We start from the raw sequence: 23,381 nt of genomic DNA, 5'->3' as shown, positions 1-23,381 counted from the left end.
GGCAACAGCCCCCTGCGGGGCTGACTGCGAAAACTAATAATTCATCTGTTCGGTATGGCCACGTAACTGGGTTGCGGAGATTAAAATATCTCTGACTTGAATATTGGCCATATCGGAGTAACGATCAGCTTGAAGAATGGCCCGATCAGGTTGGATACTCACGACTTTAAACTCTGGACTTTCTGTATTATTGAATACCGGGCTGGATACGGCACCGTCTTGAGAAATTAAATAACGGGTTCGCATTAGTTTGAATGTATCACCAACCTGAACGCCATTGGCTTGTCCCAGATTGATCACCAGTTGGTTATCATCAATACCGACGACATCCGCTAGAGTTTGCTGGCAATATAATCCAACTTGTATATCCTGAATGGCATTTTGCAGAATATAGTTAATCGCTTTACCATAGCGAGAGCGCCAGAACACATCTCCTTCGACGTCAACTTTTCGGGTTGGATCGAAAGACCATTTCTGGTTGGTGCTGTAGCTTTTTTGAAAAACGATCTGCCCTTTAATACCATCGATGACATAGAGACTGATTTTAAAGCCTCGGTGATGAGTTATATCATCCACACCCGTGAGTTGAGACGTTTGGGTTGTGGTGTAGTTGGACAGATCATTAATATGTCCGAACAGGATATATTGAACATCGTTTTGCGATGAGAGTGAACGGGCGACTTGTAACATTTGGTTTTGATGGCGCCGATCTGAGAGCGAAGCAATTGGAGTCATCATTAAATGACGGGCATCAATACGGCGATTACTAATTTGTAGTTGCTGGTATATTTGTTCTGAAAGTGTGCTGCCTAAATCATAGATCCCGCCCAGTTGAGCTTGTTCCCGTTTTTGGATGGTGATGGGGCCGACCAGCATGGTTTTAGAATAGTTATCTCGGTTACAGGTCCGCATCGGAAAGATATCCGCGCGGACGGTGACGGTGATCCGATCATGGGTCAGGTGTTCACGCATCACTTGAAGATCATGGACCTCACCATTGGTCCGGACCGTTAATTTATCACTTTCCAGGACGCCAGATTTAACCACTTGCACGGAACGGATACTGGCCCCGCCTTTGTACATTAATCCCAGCAATGCATTTTGTACTGCTTTATGCCGAGCCTGATCGACTTCACCATCGTTTATTTCCGCGCTTCCTTCACCCTGAAACCAGACGGCATGAGCGAGTATCGGCAGAATAAGCAACAATGAGCTGATATATTTTAATAAGGTCTTCTTCATCATTAAAATGGCCATAAGCTACCGTTGAATAACCGTGATAACCAACCCTGTGTTTGAGAATTAGCCTGATCACCTGTTCCACTAAATTCGATCCGGGCATCAGCCACTTGCGATGAACGGACGGTATTTCCCTGAGAAATATCTTTGGGTCGAACAATCCCGGTTAAGCGGATGTATTCTTTCCCGTTGTTAATCACCAGCCATTTTTCACCCCGAACGACCAAATTCCCGTTATTCAGAACATCAACCACTGAAACGGTGATCTGTCCATTTAATGTGTGGCTTTGGGATGAATCGGCCTGACCGTCAAAATTTTGTGACTGGTTCACCCCTAATTGAACGGTATTTCCGTTGACAGTCAACTGACCTCCGGGAACTGTGATGGGGTCCAAATTATAGTCGTTGTTATGCGACATCGAGGTTGAAGCCGATTTCTGGGCTGATGCTGTTTCCGTCAGAAGAATGGTAACCGTATCACCAATTTGATGGCTGGTGGTCGAACTATACAGACTGTTCGAAAGATTTGGATTAAATGCCGATCCGGTTGGGATGACATGCTGGGCTTCGGCCGATGGTTCTACCGGAGCATAATAGGGATCGTTGGGGACCGGCGAATTTTGATCGGTGGTTGTGGTGACCTGCCGCTCTTTTTGATCAATTTTTTGTTGCGCCGCGTTAGAAACCTTTTCTCCGGTATCGGTGACTGTTGCACATCCGGTCAAGGCTAAAACAGCCCATAGACAGCAAACTCGTTTTATCATTGATTATCCTTCCCATCACCATTACTACTATTTTGCCCGAGTGGCAAAAAACCGTCATGACGAAGAAGAATGCAGAATTCGTTCCAGATATTTTTTTTGGCGGGAAGCGCAGTGTTGAAGGACTTGCTGGCGCTGCTCATCTGAGAGACTGCGCCACTGTAATATTTCATCTAAACTGCGAAAGCAGCCTAAGCAGATGTCGTGTTCAGAGAGGGTACAATGACGAATACAAGGTGATTGAATAGACATGCTCCCTCCTGAATCAAAAGATTATAAATTTGCCAGCTCTACTGAGTAAGGCAGATGGGCCAAGGTTAATTGACTCTCAGGTTGTTCCTGAAGCCGATAGTGACCATCGGGCTCACTATCACTACGAACAACAGCTAGTACTTCAGTATAGCCATCTGGTTGCCGGAAGCATTGCAAAATCGTACCACAGCGTCGCCAATGTTCACCGAGTTGCATTTCCAAATCTTGGCCACTTTCAATTTTCGCCGTTGAGGTTCCGACAAAGCGAAGTGTGGCTCTCTTATTGGTTCCCCGATATTTAGCTCGGGCTACCACCTCCTGACCGGTATAGCATCCCTTAGCAAAGCTGATCGCATCCAATAACTGCAAATTGAGTGCCTGGGGGATAAATTGATGAGTTGTCGCCTGTGAAATATGAGGCAGCCCGGCGACAATATTTAATCCTTCCCAAAGGGCATTGACATCATTGTGTTCAGATTCAGTTTGTCGCAATTGAGCAGCTTCGGATACTGTGACGATGAGTAGATAACGCATGGGCTGATTCGGATAGCGATAACAATAGCCGCCATTTTCGAGCAATCCACCTTGTCGGGCGATAACCGCCCCAAACTGCTGTTCGATGAATGATTCCGCTTCTTTGCCAATCACAGCTAGAGTTTGATATTCGGATTCATCTTCGATCGTTACTTTGGAGAAGACACTATATTTTTTTAATTCGGTGAGCTCTGTTGTTGCCGCACTGCCGGGTTGAAATAACCATAACCAGCTACCGGTATTGATAATCCGTAATACGGACCATAGCTTTCCGGTTGGATCACAATGTCCACTGAGTGTCGACTGACCTTTAGCCAGGCCATTGATTTCGGCTGTATATTGCCCTTGCAAGTAGGTTTGCCGATCTGGACCAGATAATCGAGTGAGTGACCATTCACTTAAGTTATCGATCACTAAATTGGGAAACGTACATAATTTATCCAGTTCCACGTTGCTACTCCAGATTGAATGATTTTTATTTGGGTCGCTGCCCTAGGTGATGTTATCTTGCTCTGTGATATTTGTCAGCCGCTGACGATAGGTTTAGCTGTTAAACTAACCGTTGTGCGATCTTTATTATAGGAATCATGGATCATGATGCAGTCAAAATCTCGACTTTTATGGGCATGCCGTCGGGGCATGTTGGAACTGGATGTTCTCTTACAGCCTTTTGTTCAGGAACACTATGAGCAACTGAGTGAAACAGACCAGTCGTTATTCCAGCGTTTGTTAGAATGTGACGATCCCGATTTATTCAACTGGTTTATGGGGCATCGTCAGTGTCCTGATCCACAATTGGACCGAATGGTTCATGTTATCCTTAGTCACAATCAACCAGCGGCTTGAATGCCGTCGTAGTTGGCGGACTGTCCTGCAAATTCAATGTTCCGCCATTGTATTTGCCATTATGCTGTGGCTGAGTGCCTCGTCGATTTCTCTATGGGTTTTGTGGGGGATGTGCTGGGTGTTTTTGTCACAGATGAGCTTGTGTCATCATCCAACTCTGTATCTCAAAGGATCGCGTGTAGAATGGCATCAGCAGCGTTATCAGATTGGGGCTCGTTCCAAGATCGGCATTGGTTTTTGTTGGCTGGAGCTAACAGGCCATGAGCATGTTCAACGTCTCATGCTGATGTCTGATATGCTGCCCCAGCCAAATTACCGTCAATTATGCCTGCTTGTGCAGTGTCGACGCTAAACTGGGTTTCGGTTCCGGTGTTAGAATTGTCGGTTGTGGATTTTCCTGCTTATTTGGATAATCAAGGGTGTAATGCAGTCCCCGGCTTTCTTTTCGTTCCATAGCACAGCGGACGATCAACTCGGCAATTTGCAACAGGTTTCGCAGTTCTAGTAAGTTGTTACTGACTCTGAAATTAGCGTAGTAGTCATGAACTTCCTGTTTCAACATCTGGATCCGGTGCATGGCCCGTTCCAATCGTTTGGTGGTGCGGACAATCCCGACGTAATCCCACATAAAGAGCCGCAATTCATGCCAGTTATGCGTGATAATCACTTCTTCATCCGAGCTTGTGACCTGGCTTTCATCCCATGGAGGAATATCGCTGACGATTTGTCTTTGCTTGAGTTGTGAATGAATATCTTTGGCAGCAGCCTGCCCAAAGACCAAGCATTCCAGCAGTGAATTACTGGCCATCCGGTTTGCACCATGTAAACCGGTATAAGCGACTTCCCCAACGGCATAGAGGGCTTTGATATCGGTGCGTGCATGATGATCAGTAACCACACCCCCACAGCTATAGTGTGCGGCGGGGACCACGGGAATCGGTTCTTTACGAATATCAATCCCTAAGCCTAAGAGTTTTTCAAAGATAGTAGGGAAGTGATGCTCAATAAATTTATCATCCCGATGACTGATATCGAGGAACATGCAATCAGCTCCTAATCGTTTCATCTCGTGATCAATGGCTCTGGCAACGACGTCTCGTGGTGCTAGTTCCCCACGACTATCATAATCGGGCATAAATCGACTGCCATCAGGGCGTTTGAGTAGTGCTCCTTCACCCCGGAGTGCTTCGGTAAGCAGAAAATTACGGGCTTGCGGATGATAAAGGCAGGTCGGATGAAATTGATTGAATTCCATATTTCCAACCCGACAACCGGCTCGCCAAGCCATGGCAACCCCATCGCCACTGGCAATATCTGGATTGCTGGTATATTGATAAACTTTACTAGATCCACCCGTGGCCAGTACGACAAACTTAGCCGCAAAAGTTTCAACATGTTCCCGGTTTCGATTCCAGACATAAGCGCCGATGACCTCGCGCTGTCCATTACGATCCCGGGTAATGAGATCGATGGCGTTTAAATGTTCGTGCAAAGTAATGTTGGGGTGCGTCAGTACTTGACTGACTAATGTGGTTTCAACCGCTTTACCTGTTGCATCGGCTGCATGTAAAATCCGCCGGGTGCTATGTCCGCCTTCTCGGGTCATATGATAGCGGACTTCGTCGGAATCGGTATCAATCTGGTCAAAAGGAACACCGGATTGAATTAACCAGTCGATGCACTGCTTACTATGTTCAGAAACAAAACGGACGGTAGGTTCATCACAGAGCCCATCTCCGGCGATCAAGGTATCTTTTACATGGGAATCAATGGTATCGTTTTGATCATATACTGCGGCAATGCCGCCTTGAGCGTAATATGTTGATCCTTCCTTGAGAGGGCCTTTGCTCAATACGTGAATTTTGGCATGATCAGCGAGGTGGAGGGCCAATGTTAGTCCTGCAGCACCACTGCCGATGACAAGAACATCACAAGAATAATTCATGGTTATGCTAGAGTAGCGTGTCTACAAGTGGTTCGATCAGTGTACTCGATAAGCTTTGAGAAGACACGGCTTAATATAAATTAAACAATAAGAAGAGAACTTTTTTGGATAACTGTAGTCTTAGCAAATGTAAGCGCCGGATTTGTCTCGGTGAACAATTTCCGAAGGCAGGCCGCGCAGGATGAAACAGCAACAGTGGACCGACCAGGTATTGGTTGAAAAAATTCAGCAGGGGGATAAACAGGCGTTTAATCTACTGGTGGATAAATATCAGCATAAAGTCGCGGGACTTGTGGCGAAATATGTGAACAATCCTGGAGATATTGCTGATATTAGTCAGGAAGCTTTTATTAAAGCTTATCGGGCACTCCCCAGTTTTAGAGGGGATAGTGCTTTTTATACCTGGTTGTATCGGATTGCTGTCAATACAGCCAAAAATTATCTTGTTGCACAAGGGCGCAGACCTCCGGCCAATGATATTGATGTGGAGGATGCCGAATTTTATGATGGCGCTGATGTGATGCATGAAAGCTCAACACCAGAAGCCTTATTGCTAACTGACGAGATTCGGAAAGTTGTGTTTGAGACAATAGAGTCATTACCTGATGAGTTGCGTACGGCGATTACGTTACGCGAGATCGAAGGAATGAGCTATGATGAGATAGCAGAGGTAATGGCTTGTCCGGTTGGAACCGTTCGTTCGAGAATTTTTCGGGCTCGTGATGCGATTGATAAACGCGTTCAGCCATTGCTGAACCGTGAATAATAGGGAATTTTTATGATGAGGAATGAGCAGATTTCGGCGTTGATTGATAATGAATTGACGGATGAAGCGATGCTAAACTCTTTAAAGAGTGATGGAAATGCTCGAGGTCAGTGGCAACGTTATCAATTGTATGGTGACGTGATGCGTGGTGAAGTTGCAAAAACACTGGATATCGATCTTTCTGATCGCATTGCTCTGGCTCTTGAAGCTGAAGCGCCTCACCAGAGTGGTGTGAAAGACAATAATGTTGTGGCACTGCCTCAACGTTCCAAACACCGTTCGAAATGGTTACATTCTGTCGGGCAATATGCGATTGCTGCATCGGTGGCTGTGATGGCTATCATCGGGGTGCAAACTTATCAGAGTCAGTCAGCTTCCCAGAGTGACTCGCAGCAACCACTCCCTGTATTTAACACCGTTCCGGTTGGTGGTACAGTATCACCCGTTAGTTTACAAACTCACCTCACGCGTGAAAAGTCGATGACTGAAGAGCAATGGCTCAATCAGCGTAAAGAAATCGCTGCTTACCTTCAGGATCATCAACAGCAACAGCGTGAGCAACCGTAGTTAATCGAGTTCATATGCGTTATTGGATAGCGGGTTTAGGTCTGTTGCTCACGATGGGCCAAACCGCTTTATCAGCACCTAGTAGTCCTTCTCCATCTTCCCAGCAACAGCCTGTTGTCGAGCCATCATCACTGCCTGATCCCATGCAACTGATGCAGAATATGCAAGTGGCTTATCACAACCTGAATTATGAGCTCTCCTATATCCGCGTGCGGCAGGGGGCTGTGGAACCCATTCGCTTGTTTCATGCCAAAATAGGATCTGAAGAAGTGGTTCATCGGATTTATCTGAATGGGCCCTCTAGAGAGACGGTGCGTCGGGGCGATACGGTGGCTTTTTATCAGTTTGGACGAACGCCTTATTCGATTAAGGCCAAGCATCTTCCCGGTGTTTTTGAAACGTTATCGGATATTTCACTGACCCAGTTAGAAGAAAATTACGATGTTTTGGTCGCTGGGAAAAGTCGGATCGCGGGTCGTCCAGCCCAAGTCATTCGGATTGTTCCTCGCCATGAAGGGCTTTATGGTTTGTATTTGTGGCAAGATCAAGAAACGGCGTTACCCCTGCGGGTTGATACTGTTGACCGACATGGCAATTTAGTGGAACAACTCATGGTGGTCGGGATCCTGACCTATGATCAACCTACCGATTGGATGAAGCAGCTGCTCAATATTACGTTTCCTCCCGTTTCGCAAAGTGAATCGCCTAAATCGTCGGTATCTTGGCAGTTTGATTGGAAACCGCAAGGAATGACATTGGTTTCACAGGATCAACATCAGCTTGCCATTACCAAGCAATCTGTGAATTACGCTAAATTAAGCGATGGTATTTTTGATGTTTCGGTGTATGTCAATCCTGTCACAGAAAACACGACTCTGAATGGTGAATTGGTCCGTTTGGGGGCGACATCGCTGCATTCTATTGAACGCGATGGTTTGGAAATTACGGTTGTTGGTGAAATTCCGCCGCATACGGCTAGTCTGATTGCTGAATCGGTCAGGATCTTGCCTGATATTGGTCATAATCCTGAGGAGAAAAGCCATGAGTAATCAGAAGAATATGGTAACTGAAGTTGCACAAGTTATTGATGTAAAAGGTGATTTTGCAATTGTTGAATGTATTAGTCGTAGTGCCTGCGGCAGTTGTCATGCTGCTGACAATTGTGGGAATTCTTCCATTGCTAAGGCATTTAAGCCTCATACGAATCGTTTTCAGGTGAAGTTAAAACATCCGGTGTTACCGGGTCAGCGAATCGAAATCGGTTTGCCGGCTCAGAGCGTTGTGCATAGCGCGGTGTTGGTTTATTTATTGCCATTGGTCGTGATGATGTTTGGGGTGGCCGTTGCCGTCAGTTTATTCGGTTCTGCCGATAGCGTGGCTTTGTCCGGGTGTGTGATTGGTGGCGCTATCGGGTTTCTGGGAGCTCGATTTTGGGCCAAACGGTTAGAGAAAAAAAATGATTATCAGCCAGTGATGCTATCCGTGAGCCAGTAATTTAGTGGATTAATAGCCTTACCCCGTTAAATCGAGTAAAATTCCCATTCTTTGAATTTTGTCAACTTTGAGCAAAGCCCAAATCTATATGAAGCACATCCGTAACTTTTCAATTATCGCCCATATTGATCATGGCAAATCGACTTTGTCGGATCGACTAATCCAGCATTGTGGAGGATTAACAGATCGTGAGATGGAAGCCCAAGTGCTCGATTCGATGGATCTTGAGCGTGAACGGGGCATTACTATTAAAGCGCAGAGTGTGACTTTAAATTACCTCGCTAAAGATGGTGAGACTTATCAACTGAACTTTATTGATACCCCGGGGCATGTAGACTTCTCTTATGAAGTATCGCGCTCGTTAGCGGCCTGTGAAGGGGCGCTGTTGGTGGTCGATGCTGCACAAGGTGTGGAAGCTCAGACGTTGGCGAACTGCTATACCGCAATTGATATGGATTTGGAAGTCATTCCAGTTCTGAATAAAATCGATTTGCCTCAAGCGGATCCTTTGCGGGTAGCGCAGGAAATTGAAGATATCGTTGGGATTGATGCAATGGATGCCACGCATTGCTCTGCTAAAACCGGCATCGGTATCGAAGATGTTCTGGAAGCGATCGTGAAACAGATCCCGCCTCCGCAAGGAAACGATGATGAACCACTGCAGGCGCTGATCGTTGATTCTTGGTTTGATAATTATCAGGGTGTCGTTTCATTAGTCCGGGTTAAAAATGGTGTCGTTCGCTCTGGAGACAAAATGAAAGTGATGTCGACGGGTCAAACGCACATTATTGATAAAGTAGGGATTTTCACCCCTAAATTGACTGAAACCGGGGTGTTGCGCGCGGGTGAAGTTGGATTTGTTATCGCCGGGATCAAAGAAGTTCACGGAGCTCCCGTGGGGGATACGCTGACACTGGCTAGAAATCCAACCGATCGACCCTTACCTGGATTTAAAAAGGTTAAACCTCAAGTTTATGCCGGATTGTTTCCAGTCAGTTCCGATGATTATGAAGCGTTTCGGGATGCATTAGGTAAATTGAGCCTAAATGATTCTTCGCTGTTTTATGAGCCTGAAACATCGGCTGCTTTAGGATTTGGTTTCCGCTGTGGTTTCTTGGGCTTATTGCACATGGAGATCATTCAGGAGCGCCTTGAGCGTGAATATGATCTGGATTTGATTACCACTGCCCCGACCGTAGTCTATGAGATATTGAATACCAATGGGACTACCGAGTTTGTGGATAGTCCGGCTAAGTTACCTCCGATCAATAATATTGAAGAAATTCGAGAGCCCATTGCTGAAGTTAACATTTTGGTTCCGAAAGAATATTTAGGCAATGTCATTACACTTTGCGTCGAAAAACGAGGGCTTCAAACCAATATGGCCTATCACGGAAATCAGGTCGCACTGACCTATGAAATTCCGATGGCGGAAGTGGTCCTGGATTTCTTTGACCGGCTTAAATCGACCAGTCGTGGTTATGCATCACTCGATTATAACTTCAAACGTTTTGAAGCCTCGGATATGGTGCGGGTAGATATTTTAATCAATAGTGATCGGGTTGATGCGTTAGCCTTGATTACTCACCGTGACAATGCGGCATATCGGGGACGGGAAGTGGTCGAAAAAATGAAAGAGCTCATTCCTCGGCAGATGTTTGATATTGCGATTCAGGCCGCTATTGGTAACCATATTATTGCCCGGAGTACGGTCAAACAGCTGCGTAAGAATGTGTTGGCCAAATGCTATGGTGGCGATGTGAGTCGTAAGAAAAAACTATTAGCGAAACAGAAAGAAGGTAAAAAACGTATGAAACAGGTCGGCAATGTTGAAGTTCCTCAGGAAGCTTTCCTTGCCATTCTTCATATTGGTAAGGATTAAACATGGCTGCTTATTTCTCTATCGTTTTGGTGATCGTCACACTCTTTACCGGTGTGATCTGGTTGTTAGATCGTTTCCTTTGGTCAAAGCGTCGGCAGGATGCTTTAAAACTTGCTAAGGGGGCTGTCGATGGAGAGCTTCCTGAAAGTGCCACGGAAGCATTTAAACAGCCGGGGTGGATTGAAAACTGTCGCTCAGTGTTTCCGGTCTTAGCGTTTGTTTTGATTTTACGATCATTTGTGTATGAGCCGTTTCAGATCCCTTCAGGGTCGATGATGCCAACGTTGCTGGTGGGTGATTTTATTTTGGTTGAAAAATTTGCTTATGGCTTAAAAGATCCGATCTTCAATGACACGATCATTCCGACGGGTCATCCTAAGCGAGGGGATATTGTGGTGTTTAAGTATCCTCATAATCCGAAAGTTGATTACATTAAACGAGTGGTCGGATTGCCGGGAGATCGGGTGATTTATCGCAATAAGCAGTTGTTTATTCAGCCTAAATGTGAATCTTCGGAGTGTCCCGCTGCGACTCCCGTTCCTGAGAAATACTTAGGTAGTGGTACTTTCCATATGGGGCCTTATCCATTGGATAGTTATCAGGAACAGTTAGGAAAAGTACAGCATCATATTTTAGTCAATCCGGCACTGGATGACCGGGTCAATTATTATTATCAACAACCTGGTACTGAACCGGATGAATTTATTGTTCCCGATGGCGAATATTTTGTGATGGGGGATAATCGGGATAATAGTGCGGATAGCCGTTATTGGGGATTTGTACCCACCCATAATCTAGTTGGCCGAGCCGTTGCTATATGGATTAGTTTTGAATTTAATCATGAGCCTAACTCGCGGTTGCCTAGTTGGATCCCGTCGGGTGTACGCTTTAATCGAATTGGAGCCATTCATTAATGGTTGAAGGAATCGATCGCTTACAACGATCATTAGGATATACATTTAAAAATCATCAGTTGTTAACTCAGGCACTAACACATCGTAGTGCTAATGCTCATCATAATGAGCGACTTGAATTTTTAGGGGATGCGATTTTAAGTTGGGTGATTGCTGATGCGTTGTATCAGCAGTTCCCACAATCTCCGGAAGGTGATTTGTCGCGGATGCGGGCCACCTTAGTCAAAGGGAAAACATTGGCTGAATTTGGTCGTGAGTTTCAGTTGGGGGATTATCTTTATTTAGGCCCGGGAGAACTCAAAAGTGGAGGGTTTCGCCGTGAATCGATCTTAGCGGATGCGGTCGAGGCGATTATCGGAGCGATTTATTTAGATAGTGGTCGAGATGTTATTCAACCGTTGCTGCTAAAATGGTATGAGAGTCGCTTGTCGACCATTAAACCGGGTAATGATCAAAAAGATCCGAAGACACGTTTGCAGGAGTATCTGCAAGGGCAGAAGTTACCGCTTCCGGAGTATGATGTCGTAGAAGTTCACGGTGAAGCGCATAACCAGCAATTTACGGTAAGCTGTAAAGTAGAGCTGATCGATCAGCCTATTCAAGGGACCGGAACCAGCCGCCGAAAAGCGGAGCAAGACGCGGCGCGTCGCATACTTGAGGAATTTAAGGCATGAATGATGTCCCGACTTATGGTACTCACTGTGGGTTTGTTGCGATTGTTGGCCGGCCTAATGTTGGTAAATCAACGCTATTGAACCGATTATTGGGGCAAAAAGTCAGTATTACCTCGAAAAAGCCGCAGACAACCCGGCACCGTATTCTGGGGATCCATACCGAAGATCAATATCAGACTATTTTCATTGATACACCGGGATTACATATCGAAGAGCAGCGGGCGATTAACCGTTTAATGAACCGTGCGGCGAGTAGTTCGTTAGCGGATGTTTCGATGGTGATCTTTGTGGTGGATGGAACGCGTTGGACTGCGGATGATGAAATGGTGCTCAATAAGCTGCGCCATGTGAAAGCCCCGGTCGTGCTTGCGGTCAATAAAGTCGATAATATTGTGGATCGGGATGCTGTATTGTTGCCTCATCTGCAGGTTTTAGCTAAAAAAGCGGATTTTTTTCAAATTCTGCCCATGAGTGCTAAACACGGCAATAATGTAGAAAAATTAATTGAATGGGCGCAGCAGTCATTACCGGATAATGTATTTTTCTTTCCTGAAGATTACATTACGGATCGTTCTTCCCGGTTTATGGCATCTGAAATCATCCGAGAAAAACTGATGCGCTTTACCGGTCAGGAGCTTCCCTATTCGACAACGGTCGAAATTGAGCAATTCCGGATGCAGGAAAATGGAGTGTATCAAATTAATGCGCTGATTCTAGTTGAGCGTTCGGGTCAGAAAAAAATGATTATTGGCAATAAAGGTGAAAAGCTGAAAGTCATTGGCCGGGAAGCGCGATTGGATATGGAACGTTTATTCGATAATAAAGTTTTTCTGGAAATCTGGGTGAAAGTCAAATCAGGATGGGCGGATGATGACCGGGCGTTGCGTAGTCTCGGTTATGGAGATGATCCGTTATAACTTATGGCACTGACTCCCGCATTTGTGCTTCATCGCCGGCCCTATCGAGAATCCAGTGCGCTTATTCAGGTGTTAAGCTGGCAATTTGGCAAGATGAGTGCCGTTGTTAGAGTCAAAGCCAGTGACCAAGGTATTCTGCAACCTTTCGTCCCTTTGTTGATTGAAATAAAGGGACGTTCATCCCTAAAAACCCTCACTCAGGTTGAAGCGGAATCGATTGCATTTCCACTTTCAGGTGAAGCACTCTACTGCGGTTTTTATGTAAATGAACTGCTTTATCATTTGCTGCCTGAGGCCGAGGCGTTCCCTTTACTTTATCAAAAATACCAGTCAGCATTATTGGCATTGGCCCGCGGTGAACAATCGAGTGCTGCTATTTTGCGGCAGTTTGAATTGAGCTTATTGACGGCTCTAGGATATGCTTTACCTCAGGATGTAGATATTCATACCGATGCCTATTATTGTTTTGTTTCCGGAGAGGGGTGGATTGAAAATCGTGCGGCGGCTACAGGATATCCCGGATATATTTTACAGCAACTGAGTCACTTTGATGCCAATGACGAGCAGCAGTGTCATTGGGCAAAACGGTTGTGCCGGGAAATCTTGGATGATTTACTGTCGGGGCGTGTATTGCAAAGCCGGGAGTTGTTGTTGCAGCATCGAGCCATGACGGATAGAAGGATGCATCATGATGAATCATAGGATTGGGATCGTGTGGTATCAGGAGTGGCGAGGATGGCGGTAGTCGGATTAGGGACGGATATTATTCAGATTGATCGTATTGTAAAATCATCGGTACGTTTGGCACAGCGGATATTGGCTGAAGATGAGTTTCTCTGTTGGCAATCGCATCCGCAACCTGTACGCTTTTTAGCCAAGCGGTTTGCAGCGAAAGAGGCCGCCGCTAAAGCGCTAGGAACGGGTATCGCTCAGGGGGTCACGTTTCAGGATTTTATTGTACGGAATGATGCGGCAGGAAAACCGTATTTAACATTAACCGGAAAAGCCGCTCAAATTGCTGCTGAAAAAGCCATTGATCATTGGTTTTTATCGATTAGTGATGAACGAAATTATGCTCTTGCCACGGTCATTGGTGAGCGAAGTACATGTTAACTTAAACGAAATGGAGTAACCGGGTGATATCTCAGTATCGAGTTCAGTTAAATTTGATGAGTTTAGTGAAACTTCTGGCGTTAGTCGGTTTTGGGATCGGGGTTGTGATCGGTGTTTTTACATTGGTATGGGCGATTTTAGGTGGGCCTATTGCTATCAGCCAGGCGATTGTATCCGCTATCATTTCACCCTTTAGTAATGCGGTGATCATGGGCGCCTTCGGCTTATTGGGGTATCCTTTTTACAATTGGTTTTGTTCCCGTAACCGGGGATTGGTTCTCGCAGGCAAATTTTTAGAAGAACCTTATCAAAATAAATAAGTGATAAACCAAAAAACATCGATTTCCGGATATCTGCGATTGTCTAATATGAGTAACCGGTTAGCGATTCGTTGCGTATAAAGCTGCTGGGCGTTATGCCAGCAGCAATTCCATTGCCATATGCATCGCTGGAGATCAGCGCTGCAATGGTCTTGTTCGTGCGATAGCACTTTAAATGGGAAATTGTTTCCAAGGCGGTGTGCTATCAAACATTTCAAGTTGATGCATTTCGTCCAGTAATTCCAGTAATTCCGGTTCAACATCAGTACAATTTTGCCCCTGTCTTAAGGCTGTTTCGATCTGTTTTGCCACCGTTTGCAACTGCTTCGCTCCGGTATAGGCACACCCTCCGTGAAATTTATGAATCACTTTTTCTAAATCGTCAGCGGGAAGTTTTCCGGCTAAAGCTTGTTCGATTTTCTGCCGGGTCCCGGGGAGTGAATCTTTCAGCATTTTGAGCATTTCTTCCGCGAGAGCTTGACGTTTTCCTGAGCGTTCTAATGCTAAATTCCAATTATAAACGGGGCTGGATGTAAATACTTTTTCAGCGAGTTTAATCGCTTCTGGCGAGAGTTTTGGTCTGTTTTTCGAACTGATTTTGATCGCGTCAGGGCAACAGCGCTCGATGACTTTAACGAGTTCGGTTTCATCGATAGGTTTAGACATATAATCGTCCAATCCTTCTTTGAGCAACCGTTCTTTATCTCCAGGACTAGCATGCGCGGTTACGGCTACAATGGGGGCTTTAAAATCTGGATAGGATTGTTTAATGGCGGCGCTGGTGCTGATGCCATCCATCCCCGGCATTTGAATATCCATAAAAATTAGATCGTAATGATGTTGAGCAATTTTCTCCAGTGCTTCGGTTCCGCTCATACAACCGTCTACGCCAGTGACCAGATCATAGAGCATCGTGGTAATTAATTTTAAATTCGCTGGGTTGTCATCGACCGCTAGCACGTTGAGCTGATGACAATCTGGTCGAGCCCGCTCGGATAATTCGGGTTCAGCCTGCTGGGTTTGATTACTGAGCTGTTCGGCCAATTTACGATATTGGATTGGTTTAACTAAACAATGGGTGGCACCTGATTGCAGCAATGCAGTGACAAACTGGGGATCATGGCTGAGAACAGCGATTAATAAATTATGCGTTAAGGGGGCAACTTCCTGAACTTGTTGCTGTAGCTCTTCTTGTGATTGTTGGAATGTGGCTCCCAGTAATACACTAATGGAATGAGGGTTATTTTGCTGTTGCAGTGTTGTTTTCAAGGCCTGAAAGCTGTCAAAGCTGACTAACTGCAGTGGCCAGCGCCGGAAGATGTTTTCCAAGCTCTGCCGAGTTTTTTCCATAGGTTCGAACAAGTAGAGCGTTTGATGGGCAATAGCATCGAGCGGTAATGGATCACCGAGTGTTAAATCGGCAATTTCACAAGTAATAGTAAATGAGAAAACAGAACCTTGTCCCGGTTCTGATTCGAGCGTGATATCGCCACCCATTTGTTGGATCAAGCGGCGGGTGATCACAAGTCCTAAACCAGTTCCGCCATATTGGCGACTGATACTGGTATCCGCCTGTCGGAAAGCCTGGAACAGAATTTTTTGTTGATCTTTGGGGATCCCGATCCCGGTATCTTTGATGGATATTTGTAGGATGAGTTGTCGATCTTGGCTATCGGGATGTGCACTTAGGTGAACTTCAACTGAGCCCTTGGTTGTGAATTTTAGTGCATTGCCGATGAGATTAGTGAGGACTTGCTGGTAGCGAAGTGGATCACCGTAAATCCCTGAAGGCAGTGAAGGATCAATATCCAGCACCAGCTCCAGATGTTTGTCATGGGCTGTATGTGCCAGCAGTGTTACGACTTCGGTCGTGGTATCAAAGAGATGAAATGCAATGCGTTCCAGACTGAGTTGACCGGCTTCCAGTTTTGAAAAATCAAGGATGTCGTTGATGATCGAGAGCAGGTTGGTGGCTGAGTTTTCGATGGTTTGTAGGAAATCTCGTTGTTCTCGATTTAAAGGAGTTTTCTGGAGCTGACGAGCGAATCCCAATACCCCGTTGAGTGGAGTTCGCAGTTCATGGCTCATATTGGCCAAGAATTCAGATTTGACGCGAGCAGCTTGCTGCGCTTCTTTTTTAGCGATATCCAAATCAATATTTTGAATTTCAATCTGTTCTAAGGTTTCACGCAGATCACTGGTTGCTTGATCGATACTCTGGTGCATCTCTTCATGATATTCAGCCAGGGATTTAGCCATTGCATTAATCCCCCGTTTTAACATTTCCAGTTCTCCGGGGTATTCACTGTTATCGACCCGGGCATCCAGTCGTCCCTGACGAATGCGATCGACAACCCGAACCATATTCCCAATTGGGCGAGTCACATTCCTGACGAGCTGATACGAAAATAGAACACTGAGAAATAAGCCAAAGATGACGATAAATACCGCGATGGTGGTATCTCTGAACTGTAAAAGTAGGGCCCGTTCTTTATCCAGTCGCAGTGCAATATAGCCGAGGAGTTCGGGGCGAGCATTGGTATAACTACTGAAACTATCTTCACCATCAGCCCAAATAGGGGCCCGGACAATAATATAATCAGGATGTTCGATAATTTCAGTAATCGTCGGCAGTGGTCGCCCTTGGGGAACCTGAAGCAGACGTAGATTACTGTGGTAATTGCTAGTGACAAATAGTTGGTTGGTATCATCAAAAACAGCGATGCTATGGATTTGGGGGGATTGCTTGCGGTGACTGATACTAATCACTTGTTTGACTCGTTCCCGGCTGTGCCGGGATAGCCCAAATTCACTGGCGATCGCCAAGGGTTCGATGACATCAATCCCTTGCTGAATGGCAAATTGTTCCAACTGTTGGTTCCGATTAAAGCTAAAATAGCTGGCAAGCAACCCTCCAATAAGTAGTGTTGGCAAAATTGTCAGGATATAAACACGTGCTCTGAGTCCGTATTTGGTCATAATCTTATCTTATGGGAGAATAGCTTTAATCGACTGGGATATGATGACATAACCGCCCAGTAATTGGTATGCACCGACATCTGTAGAGATCTCATGGTTCAATTTTATAAGGCAAAAACAGCGGCTAAAAAAACACAGCCGGTATTTGATAGTGTTGTTTCTGGTATGGATCATAAGCTATGTGGCATTGTTCATCATCAGCAAAATACATTTTTTGTCGAGCGGGTACTTCCCGGTGAACGCGTACGGATCAAACCGTTATCGAATCATCAGGGGCAATTAATCAAGGTGTTGCAGGCCGGCTCTTTGCGTATTCAGCCTCGATGTGAGTATTTTCAGGAGTGTGGCGGATGTCAGTCACAAATATTAACGTCAGATCAGCAAATTAGCTTTAAACGAACTGAAGTTCAAAAATTGATTGAACAGTTGAGTGGCTATACGGATCTTCCTGAACCGATGCTGATTACGGAGGCAGCTTGGAACTATCGCCGTTGTTGTCGGCTGGCAACTTGGTATGAGCGTCAACAAGGATGGTTGTTGGGGTTTCGTATGGCCAAATCAAAACAGCTGGTGACGGTTCAACATTGCGATACATTAAATCAATCTTTAAGTGCCCTGATTGCGCCTTTACAACAGTTATTTCGGCAGTGGCCTCGTGCCGCCGGATTAGGGCATGTCGAGTTGATCGATGCATTACCCAAACGGGTGGTCTTGGTTCGAGTGACTCATCCACTTACGACACCATTGATTGAACAATTAGTGAATTTTGCCGTCAGCCAGAATATCAGTTTGGTTATGGATGATGGAATAAACCGGCAGTGGTTACAAGGTGAGCATTGTTACTATGAGGTGGATGATGTGTCGCTCCAGTTCGAACCGGGAGATTTTATTCAGGTTAATGCCTCGCTGAATCAACAACTGGTTGCTCTGGCGACGGACTGGCTGGACCCACAGCCGCAAGAGCGAATTCTGGATTTGTATAGTGGCATTGGTAATTTTACGCTGCCTTTGGCAAAACGGGCTGCTCATGTAACCGCTATTGAAGGTGTGGCATCGATGGCAGTCAAAGTCCAACAGAATGCTCAAGCCAATGGTCTAAATAATGTGGAAGCCGTTAGTGGTGATTTAAATGACCCGGCGGCTTTAAGGCAGCATTTGACCCAGATTGATAAAGTTCTACTCGATCCTGCGAGAGCTGGTGCAAAAACCGCATTAGGGTTGGTTGCGAAGGCCCGTCCGAAAGCCGTAGTATATATTGCTTGTGATCCGGCAACGATGGCTCGGGATATTGCACAGTTATACAGTGCAGGATATCAGTTTAAGCGATGGGCTTTGATTGATATGTTTGCCCAGACCAGTCATGTTGAAACAGCAGTATTATTTACGGTTGCTTAAGTAAAAGGGTATTTTATGGTTTCTATCCGCGAAACACACATCAATAAAGAGTTGTTGACCAACGAGCATGAATGGGCGGAAACGCTGAATATTGCTTTTGGTGAGCGGCAGGCTTTATTGGCGATCTGTGAATCGTTTCGTCAGTTGGATGAGGATAAACAGACGATCCAAAATTGCCTGAACAAAGGCAAGGAGATGGTGGAAATTCTGATCACGCTGAATATGGATATTACGACCCTGGAAGCGGCACTGGTGTTTCCATTTGCGCAGCGTCATTTGTTTAATGATGAGCAACTGGCTGAGCGGTTTCGTCCGGAAGTGATCGAATTGCAGGGTAAAGTAGGGCAGATGGATGCTATCCATGATTTGCGCAGCGAAACAGCTGAGCTGTCCCCCATCCAGATCGATAATGTGCGCCGGATGTTGTTGGCCATGGTCGGTGATGTCCGCGCCATTGTGATTAAAATTGCCGAACGGATCTGCTATTTGCGCAGCGTTAAAGATGCTCCGGAAGATGTGCGAGTGGTCGCGGCCAAAGAGAGCCAAGATATCTATGCTCCGTTGGCAAACCGGCTTGGGATCGGGCAGCTCAAATGGGAACTGGAAGATTTAATGTTCCGTTATCAGCATCCGGATACCTATAAACAGATAGCGAAACAGTTGGATGAAAAACGCCTCGATCGAGAAAAATATATCGAGGATTTTGTAGCGACGTTATCTAAAGAGATGAAAGCGTCGGAGATCCGCGCCGAAGTGTATGGTCGTCCAAAGCATATTTATAGTATCTGGCGAAAAATGCAGAAAAAGCATTTGGCGTTTGATGAGTTATTTGATGTGCGGGCGGTGCGGATTATCGCCGAACGGCTACAGGATTGCTATGGTGCTTTAGGTGTTGTGCATACTTTGTGGCACCACCTGCCGAGCGAATTTGATGACTACGTTGCTAACCCTAAGCCCAATGGATATCAGTCTATTCACACCGTGGTGATGGGTCCAGCTGGAAAAACGGTTGAGATCCAGATCCGTACTCGGAAGATGCATGATGATGCGGAACTGGGGGTCGCGGCTCACTGGAAGTATAAAGAGGGAAATACCAGCACAGCGAAGAACGATTATGAAGATAAGATCGCTTGGCTGCGAAAACTGCTGAAATGGCAGGAAGATATGACTGAAAATGGCACGATGATGGATGAACTGCGCTCGCAGGTCTTCGATGATCGGGTCTACGTTTTTACTCCGAAGGGGGAAATCGTGGATCTGCCTGCGGGCTCCACGCCTCTGGATTTTGCCTATTACGTTCATAGTTTGGTGGGACATCGGTGTATTGGCGCCAAAATTGGGGGGCGAATCGTACCGTTTACTTACCAGCTACAAACCGGTGAACAGATTGAAATTATTACTCAGAAAGAACCCAATCCGAGTCGTGACTGGCTCAACCCCAATTTAGGGTATGTGAAAACATCTCGGGCTCGCAGTAAGATTTCAACGTGGTTTAAAAAACAGGATCGCGATAAAAACATTATTGCAGGTAAAGAGATCCTCGATACGGAGCTGGCTCGTCATGGCTTGAAGATGGCGGATGTTGATCCGTGTATTGAACGTTTCAATGTTCAATCGCATGATGATCTGTTGGCCGCGATCGGTGCCGGTGACGTTCGTATCAATCAGCTAATTAATCATTTGCAAGCTCAGTTGCATCAGCCTTCGGCGGAAGAAGAAGATCGTCAGGCGCTGGAACAGTTGGAGAAAAATTCGGCTCAGGCGAAGCATCAGGCGAAAAAAGCGCAGGCCAAAGATCATATTGTGGTCGAAGGCGTAGGCAACTTACTGACCCACATTGCTCGCTGTTGTCAGCCGATCCCTGGGGATAAAATCCAAGGGTTTATTACTCAAGGGCGGGGGATCAGTATCCATAGCGAAAACTGCGAGCAGTTAAAAGAGCTAAAAATGCGGTCTCCGGAACGGGTGATTGACGCCATTTGGGGCGAAAATTACTCAGGGGGATATTCGCTTACCATTCGTGTCATGGCCAATGATCGCAGTGGCTTGCTACGAGATATTACGACTGTGTTAGCGAATGATAAAGTAAATGTGCTGGGGATGAATACTCGCTCCGATCTTAAAACACAAACTGCAACGATGGATATTGAGGTCGAAGTCTATAATTTGGATACGCTTTCTCGGGTGCTGGGAAAAGTCAATCAATTGCCTGGTATTTTGGATGCCCGCCGACTGCATTAACGGGCGGGCTTACAGGACGAGAACGGTTAGATGGTCCCGAGGGATTTGGTCATTGTTTTCGGGATCGCCTGCACGTTTTTCATGGTGATCTCACCGGAAACGTCGATGACGTCACTGAACTCGGTATTTTTGAAGTGGCAGTCTTCAAAGTGGATTTGATCGAGTACCGCACCTTCAAATGACACAATGAACATGATCCGTGGGCTGTTATCACTTTGAATTCCCGTTATATGAATATCTTGGATCACGGGCATAAATTTCCCATTGGCCCCTTCCGCATAATGCAGATCAATTGTTAGGAAAGATTCCAGCACGGTCCCCACATGGGTGTTACGCATATAAATATGCTCGATGTGGCCTCCTCGCACGGCATTATCTTTAAAGCGTAGTGCCCGTTGCAGGTTTTTACTACTCATATCACAGTCTTCGATGAATACATGTCGGATATGGCCGGAACATTCACTGCCCATAACAACGCCGCCATGGCCATCGAGCATTTTACAGTTGCGAATGATAATTCCATCGGAAGGTTGGTTGACGCGGCGACCATCATGGTTTTTACCCGATTTAATCGCGATACAGTCATCTCCAGTATTGAATTTACAGCCTTCGATCAGCACATCTTTACAGCATTCTGGATCGCAACCATCGTTATTTGGGCCATGTGATTCGATGGTGACGTTACGGATGGTGATATTTTGTGACAGGGTTGGATGGATCTCCCACATCGGCGAATTTTTAATGGTAATGCCTTCAATCAGAATATTGCTGGACGTATGTGGCTCGATAAAGCAGGGACGCAGATGGTGACCACGGCCAAAGACCCGATCTTTTACGGGAACATCTGAGTCGGCCATTTCCAACAATTTATTGGCATCAGCATCTTGTCCATAGGGTTTGGGTTTGGATTTATCTTTCCATGCCCACCAGTTGGCTGTTGAGGCTTGACCATCGACAGTGCCTTCACCGGTCACTGCAATATTGGTTTGCTTATAGGCGTAAATGAGCGGAGAGCTATTAATCAACTCTGTACCTTCGAAACGAGTCAGAACGTTTGGATAATCTTTTTGATCGGTTGAGAACAGTAGTGTGGCGTTTTTGGCGATATATAGGTTGACGTTACTGAGCAGATGAATCGCGCCTGTGTGATAAGTCCCCGCGGGAATGACAACACGACCTCCACCGGCGTTATGACAAGCCTGGATCGCTTTTGCCACCGCTTTAGTGATGTCTTGGTTGGCTTTAGCACCGTAGTCGGTGATATTAAAATCTTTATTGGGAAATTGAGGCGCTTTGATACGACTCAGAATGGCTTGGTAAGTGGGCTCATCCCAATGCATCAGATTACTACCGGCAGCACTTTTGGATGGGGTATTGCTGTTGACATCAGGGGCCTTGGCTAAACTCACACTGGGAAGAGCAGAGCCAATTGCAAGTCCAGTAATTCCGAGTAGACCTGCTTTTAAGGACCTTCGTTTTAATGGATCGGCACATTGTTCAGATGAAGGTGACGGGGTATGATGATTGAAACGCATAAGATATCCTCAGAGTTGAATATAACCATCCTTTTTTAAAAAGCCGTTTCATATTAAATTTTAATGCGTGATTATTTTGTGGTTTAGTTCATAAAGCTTGATGATGGATGGCAATTATTCGGTTAAAAGTTGAGAACTGTTATGTCTGACTTGTCTGCTCCTTATACCCTCGATTCACTTCTAGCGATCATGCAAAAGCTTCGAGACCCTGAAATGGGCTGTCCTTGGGATCGCAAACAGACGTTTGATTCGGTGGTGCCTTGTTCGATTGAAGAAGTGTATGAAGTCGCTGAAGCGATTCGATTGAGAGATTATGCCGATTTACGTTTGGAACTCGGCGATTTATTGTTTCAAGTGGTGTTCTATGCGCAATTGGGTAAAGAACAACAGTTGTTTGATTTTTCTTCAATCATTGAAGGTATTTGTGAAAAATTAATTCGCCGTCATCCCCATGTCTTTGGTGAGCAGTCTTTTCATTCTGAAGCCGCGTTGACTGCAAACTGGGAAGCTGAAAAAGCTAAAGAACGCCAGTTAAAAGCTGCTGTGAGTGTGCTGGATGATGTGCCACTGAGTTTGCCAGCATTGAGTCGGGCACAAAAGTTACAGAAGCGTTGTGCCAATGTCGGTTTTGATTGGGAGCATGCGGAACAGGTCATCGAGAAAGTAGCCGAAGAGTTAGAAGAAGTAAAAGTTGAACAGCAATTGGGGCGTCGGGACGCTCTGGCTGAAGAGATCGGTGATCTGATGTTTAGCTGTGTTAATTTGGCTCGCAAGCATAAGTTTGATAGTGAAAGCCTACTACGTCAGGCCAATGAGAAATTTGAACGGCGCTTTAGAGCACTAGAACAGGGGATCAAACAACAAGGTAAATCGGTTGCTGAATGTGATAGCGAGACCTTGGAAGCCGCTTGGAAACAGGTCAAACTCACAGAAAAGCAAGGCTAGAAGCGGATTGGTTTAAAACGTATCTGGTCTAAAAAACGCGATGAAAGTGATAAAAGAAATCC

The 23,381-nt window shown here is 45.7% G+C and carries 23 protein-coding genes; 16 read left to right on the top strand and 7 right to left on the bottom strand.

The window, feature by feature from the left end; genetic code table 11:
• Positions 1-33 precede the first annotated feature (33 nt).
• Genes ABUE20_RS02565 through ygfZ form a run of 4 tightly spaced genes read right to left on the bottom strand, consistent with a single transcriptional unit; the run spans position 34 to position 3,236 of the window.
• Positions 34-1,245: a flagellar assembly protein T N-terminal domain-containing protein gene (locus tag ABUE20_RS02565; protein WP_408618265.1), complete on the bottom strand. Its 1,212-nt coding sequence runs from the start codon at positions 1,243-1,245 to the stop codon at positions 34-36.
• On the bottom strand, positions 1,245-2,003 hold the full coding sequence (locus tag ABUE20_RS02560; RefSeq protein WP_408618263.1) for a flagellar basal body L-ring protein FlgH: 759 nt from the start codon (positions 2,001-2,003) through the stop codon (positions 1,245-1,247). Before ABUE20_RS02560 ends, ABUE20_RS02565 begins: the two co-directional genes overlap by 1 nt.
• Positions 2,004-2,057: 54 nt before the next feature.
• Complete coding sequence (locus tag ABUE20_RS02555) at positions 2,058-2,252, bottom strand: DUF1289 domain-containing protein (protein WP_408618261.1); 195 nt, start codon at positions 2,250-2,252, stop codon at positions 2,058-2,060.
• A 21-nt stretch (positions 2,253-2,273) separates the two neighbouring features.
• A complete protein-coding gene (gene ygfZ, locus ABUE20_RS02550) occupies positions 2,274-3,236 on the bottom strand; it encodes a tRNA-modifying protein YgfZ (protein ID WP_408618260.1) in 963 nt (320 codons plus the stop codon).
• A gap of 144 nt (positions 3,237-3,380) precedes the next feature.
• On the opposite strand from ygfZ, the gene ABUE20_RS02545 reads away from it, so the two are divergent.
• Positions 3,381-3,632, top strand: a complete 252-nt coding sequence (locus ABUE20_RS02545; protein WP_408618259.1) for an FAD assembly factor SdhE — start codon at positions 3,381-3,383, stop codon at positions 3,630-3,632.
• Positions 3,598-3,984 carry a protein YgfX gene (locus tag ABUE20_RS02540; protein ID WP_408618258.1) on the top strand — a complete coding sequence of 129 codons (387 nt, stop codon included), beginning with the start codon at positions 3,598-3,600 and terminating at the stop codon, positions 3,982-3,984. Before ABUE20_RS02545 ends, ABUE20_RS02540 begins: the two co-directional genes overlap by 35 nt.
• On the opposite strand, the gene nadB is transcribed toward ABUE20_RS02540, so the two are convergent.
• A complete protein-coding gene (gene nadB, locus ABUE20_RS02535; protein WP_408618257.1) occupies positions 3,955-5,577 on the bottom strand; it encodes an L-aspartate oxidase in 1,623 nt (540 codons plus the stop codon). The genes ABUE20_RS02540 and nadB overlap by 30 nt on opposite strands.
• Before the next feature lie 181 nt (positions 5,578-5,758).
• Between nadB and rpoE the strand changes: the two genes are divergently transcribed.
• From rpoE to ABUE20_RS02480, 11 genes are all read left to right on the top strand, one after another.
• Positions 5,759-6,343 carry an RNA polymerase sigma factor RpoE gene (gene rpoE / locus ABUE20_RS02530; RefSeq protein WP_408618256.1) on the top strand — a complete coding sequence of 195 codons (585 nt, stop codon included), beginning with the start codon at positions 5,759-5,761 and terminating at the stop codon, positions 6,341-6,343.
• A gap of 12 nt (positions 6,344-6,355) precedes the next feature.
• A complete protein-coding gene (locus ABUE20_RS02525) occupies positions 6,356-6,910 on the top strand; it encodes a sigma-E factor negative regulatory protein (RefSeq protein WP_408618255.1) in 555 nt (184 codons plus the stop codon).
• 14 nt (positions 6,911-6,924) lie between these two features.
• Positions 6,925-7,959: a MucB/RseB C-terminal domain-containing protein gene (locus tag ABUE20_RS02520; protein ID WP_408618254.1), complete on the top strand. Its 1,035-nt coding sequence runs from the start codon at positions 6,925-6,927 to the stop codon at positions 7,957-7,959.
• On the top strand, positions 7,952-8,404 hold the full coding sequence (locus ABUE20_RS02515; protein ID WP_408618253.1) for a SoxR reducing system RseC family protein: 453 nt from the start codon (positions 7,952-7,954) through the stop codon (positions 8,402-8,404). Before ABUE20_RS02520 ends, ABUE20_RS02515 begins: the two co-directional genes overlap by 8 nt.
• Before the next feature lie 88 nt (positions 8,405-8,492).
• Positions 8,493-10,286: a translation elongation factor 4 gene (gene lepA / locus ABUE20_RS02510; RefSeq protein WP_408618252.1), complete on the top strand. Its 1,794-nt coding sequence runs from the start codon at positions 8,493-8,495 to the stop codon at positions 10,284-10,286.
• Between the two features lie 2 nt (positions 10,287-10,288).
• Positions 10,289-11,200: a signal peptidase I gene (gene lepB, locus ABUE20_RS02505; RefSeq protein WP_408618251.1), complete on the top strand. Its 912-nt coding sequence runs from the start codon at positions 10,289-10,291 to the stop codon at positions 11,198-11,200.
• Positions 11,200-11,874 carry a ribonuclease III gene (gene rnc, locus ABUE20_RS02500; protein WP_408618250.1) on the top strand — a complete coding sequence of 225 codons (675 nt, stop codon included), beginning with the start codon at positions 11,200-11,202 and terminating at the stop codon, positions 11,872-11,874. Before lepB ends, rnc begins: the two co-directional genes overlap by 1 nt.
• Complete coding sequence (gene era, locus ABUE20_RS02495) at positions 11,871-12,791, top strand: GTPase Era (protein WP_408618249.1); 921 nt, start codon at positions 11,871-11,873, stop codon at positions 12,789-12,791. Before rnc ends, era begins: the two co-directional genes overlap by 4 nt.
• Positions 12,792-12,794: 3 nt before the next feature.
• Positions 12,795-13,493 carry a DNA repair protein RecO gene (recO, locus tag ABUE20_RS02490; protein ID WP_408618248.1) on the top strand — a complete coding sequence of 233 codons (699 nt, stop codon included), beginning with the start codon at positions 12,795-12,797 and terminating at the stop codon, positions 13,491-13,493.
• Between the two features lie 33 nt (positions 13,494-13,526).
• Entirely contained in the window at positions 13,527-13,904 is a 378-nt protein-coding gene (acpS, locus tag ABUE20_RS02485) for a holo-ACP synthase (RefSeq protein ID WP_408618247.1), read from the top strand.
• A gap of 23 nt (positions 13,905-13,927) precedes the next feature.
• The gene (locus ABUE20_RS02480; protein ID WP_408618246.1) at positions 13,928-14,224 is read left to right on the top strand and encodes a hypothetical protein; all 297 of its coding nucleotides are present in this window, start codon (positions 13,928-13,930) and stop codon (positions 14,222-14,224) included.
• A gap of 171 nt (positions 14,225-14,395) precedes the next feature.
• Here ABUE20_RS02480 and barA read toward each other — a convergent pair whose 3' ends face one another.
• Complete coding sequence (gene barA / locus ABUE20_RS02475) at positions 14,396-17,203, bottom strand: two-component sensor histidine kinase BarA (RefSeq protein ID WP_408618245.1); 2,808 nt, start codon at positions 17,201-17,203, stop codon at positions 14,396-14,398.
• A 93-nt stretch (positions 17,204-17,296) separates the two neighbouring features.
• Here barA and rlmD point away from each other — a divergent pair, with 93 nt between their 5' ends.
• Together rlmD and relA are read left to right on the top strand one after the other, a co-directional pair.
• Positions 17,297-18,598, top strand: coding sequence for a 23S rRNA (uracil(1939)-C(5))-methyltransferase RlmD (gene rlmD, locus ABUE20_RS02470; protein WP_408618244.1), 1,302 nt, complete (start codon positions 17,297-17,299; stop codon positions 18,596-18,598).
• A gap of 15 nt (positions 18,599-18,613) precedes the next feature.
• Positions 18,614-20,839: a GTP diphosphokinase gene (gene relA, locus ABUE20_RS02465; RefSeq protein ID WP_408618243.1), complete on the top strand. Its 2,226-nt coding sequence runs from the start codon at positions 18,614-18,616 to the stop codon at positions 20,837-20,839.
• 26 nt (positions 20,840-20,865) lie between these two features.
• On the opposite strand, the gene ABUE20_RS02460 is transcribed toward relA, so the two are convergent.
• Positions 20,866-22,374 carry a glycoside hydrolase family 28 protein gene (locus ABUE20_RS02460; protein WP_408618242.1) on the bottom strand — a complete coding sequence of 503 codons (1,509 nt, stop codon included), beginning with the start codon at positions 22,372-22,374 and terminating at the stop codon, positions 20,866-20,868.
• 150 nt (positions 22,375-22,524) lie between these two features.
• Here ABUE20_RS02460 and mazG point away from each other — a divergent pair, with 150 nt between their 5' ends.
• Positions 22,525-23,319: a nucleoside triphosphate pyrophosphohydrolase gene (gene mazG / locus ABUE20_RS02455; RefSeq protein ID WP_408618518.1), complete on the top strand. Its 795-nt coding sequence runs from the start codon at positions 22,525-22,527 to the stop codon at positions 23,317-23,319.
• The last annotated feature ends 62 nt before the right edge of the window (positions 23,320-23,381 follow it).

Source organism: Celerinatantimonas marina (assembly GCF_046054165.1).
Taxonomy (GTDB): Bacteria; Pseudomonadota; Gammaproteobacteria; order Enterobacterales; family Celerinatantimonadaceae; genus Celerinatantimonas.
This window is presented reverse-complemented; position numbering and strand designations above follow the sequence as displayed.

Coding starts and splice junctions, on each gene's coding strand:
- ABUE20_RS02565 (WP_408618265.1), bottom strand. CDS start 1,245: ATGATGAAGAAGACCTTATTAAAATATATCAGCTCATTGTTGCTTATT.
- ABUE20_RS02560 (WP_408618263.1), bottom strand. CDS start 2,003: ATGATAAAACGAGTTTGCTGTCTATGGGCTGTTTTAGCCTTGACCGGA.
- ABUE20_RS02555 (WP_408618261.1), bottom strand. CDS start 2,252: ATGTCTATTCAATCACCTTGTATTCGTCATTGTACCCTCTCTGAACAC.
- ABUE20_RS02545 (WP_408618259.1), top strand. CDS start 3,381: ATGATGCAGTCAAAATCTCGACTTTTATGGGCATGCCGTCGGGGCATG.
- ABUE20_RS02540 (WP_408618258.1), top strand. CDS start 3,598: ATGTTATCCTTAGTCACAATCAACCAGCGGCTTGAATGCCGTCGTAGT.
- nadB (WP_408618257.1), bottom strand. CDS start 5,577: ATGAATTATTCTTGTGATGTTCTTGTCATCGGCAGTGGTGCTGCAGGA.
- rpoE (WP_408618256.1), top strand. CDS start 5,759: ATGAAACAGCAACAGTGGACCGACCAGGTATTGGTTGAAAAAATTCAG.
- ABUE20_RS02525 (WP_408618255.1), top strand. CDS start 6,356: ATGATGAGGAATGAGCAGATTTCGGCGTTGATTGATAATGAATTGACG.
- ABUE20_RS02520 (WP_408618254.1), top strand. CDS start 6,925: ATGCGTTATTGGATAGCGGGTTTAGGTCTGTTGCTCACGATGGGCCAA.
- ABUE20_RS02515 (WP_408618253.1), top strand. CDS start 7,952: ATGAGTAATCAGAAGAATATGGTAACTGAAGTTGCACAAGTTATTGAT.
- lepA (WP_408618252.1), top strand. CDS start 8,493: ATGAAGCACATCCGTAACTTTTCAATTATCGCCCATATTGATCATGGC.
- lepB (WP_408618251.1), top strand. CDS start 10,289: ATGGCTGCTTATTTCTCTATCGTTTTGGTGATCGTCACACTCTTTACC.
- rnc (WP_408618250.1), top strand. CDS start 11,200: ATGGTTGAAGGAATCGATCGCTTACAACGATCATTAGGATATACATTT.
- era (WP_408618249.1), top strand. CDS start 11,871: ATGAATGATGTCCCGACTTATGGTACTCACTGTGGGTTTGTTGCGATT.
- recO (WP_408618248.1), top strand. CDS start 12,795: ATGGCACTGACTCCCGCATTTGTGCTTCATCGCCGGCCCTATCGAGAA.
- acpS (WP_408618247.1), top strand. CDS start 13,527: ATGGCGGTAGTCGGATTAGGGACGGATATTATTCAGATTGATCGTATT.
- barA (WP_408618245.1), bottom strand. CDS start 17,203: ATGACCAAATACGGACTCAGAGCACGTGTTTATATCCTGACAATTTTG.
- rlmD (WP_408618244.1), top strand. CDS start 17,297: ATGGTTCAATTTTATAAGGCAAAAACAGCGGCTAAAAAAACACAGCCG.
- relA (WP_408618243.1), top strand. CDS start 18,614: ATGGTTTCTATCCGCGAAACACACATCAATAAAGAGTTGTTGACCAAC.
- ABUE20_RS02460 (WP_408618242.1), bottom strand. CDS start 22,374: ATGCGTTTCAATCATCATACCCCGTCACCTTCATCTGAACAATGTGCC.